Origin of the sequence: Pseudomonas sp. NMI760_13 (assembly GCF_021283245.1) — a bacterium.
Taxonomy (GTDB): domain Bacteria; phylum Pseudomonadota; class Gammaproteobacteria; order Pseudomonadales; family Pseudomonadaceae; genus Aquipseudomonas; species Aquipseudomonas peradeniyensis.
On the sequence record NZ_JAJSRC010000092.1, the window covers coordinates 1 to 876 of the forward strand.

Annotated in this window: 1 protein-coding gene; it reads right to left on the minus strand. The window is 59.7% G+C overall.

The window, feature by feature from the left end; all coding sequences use genetic code 11:
* Nucleotides 1-734 (minus strand): class 1 integron integrase IntI1 (gene intI1 / locus LU671_RS29305; protein WP_057514747.1); only part of this gene is annotated, 734 nt, incomplete at its 3' end.
* Nucleotides 735-876 lie beyond the last annotated feature (142 nt).

Here is an 876-nt window from a genome sequence, read left to right on the forward strand (position 1 = left end):
CCGCTCCGTGGATCGGTCGAATGCGTGTGCTGCGCAAAAACCCAGAACCACGGCCAGGAATGCCCGGCGCGCGGATACTTCCGCTCAAGGGCGTCGGGAAGCGCAACGCCGCTGCGGCCCTCGGCCTGGTCCTTCAGCCACCATGCCCGTGCACGCGACAGCTGCTCGCGCAGGCTGGGTGCCAAGCTCTCGGGTAACATCAAGGCCCGATCCTTGGAGCCCTTGCCCTCCCGCACGATGATCGTGCCGTGATCGAAATCCAGATCCTTGACCCGCAGTTGCAAACCCTCACTGATCCGCATGCCCGTTCCATACAGAAGCTGGGCGAACAAACGATGCTCGCCTTCCAGAAAACCGAGGATGCGAACCACTTCATCCGGGGTCAGCACCACCGGCAAGCGCCGCGACGGCCGAGGTCTTCCGATCTCCTGAAGCCAGGGCAGATCCGTGCACAGCACCTTGCCGTAGAAGAACAGCAAGGCCGCCAATGCCTGACGATGCGTGGAGACCGAAACCTTGCGCTCGTTCGCCAGCCAGGACAGAAATGCCTCGACTTCGCTGCTGCCCAAGGTTGCCGGGTGACGCACACCGTGGAAACGGATGAAGGCACGAACCCAGTGGACATAAGCCTGTTCGGTTCGTAAACTGTAATGCAAGTAGCGTATGCGCTCACGCAACTGGTCCAGAACCTTGACCGAACGCAGCGGTGGTAACGGCGCAGTGGCGGTTTTCATGGCTTGTTATGACTGTTTTTTTGTACAGTCTATGCCTCGGGCATCCAAGCAGCAAGCGCGTTACGCCGTGGGTCGATGTTTGATGTTATGGAGCAGCAACGATGTTACGCAGCAGGGCAGTCGCCCTAAAACAAAGTTAGGC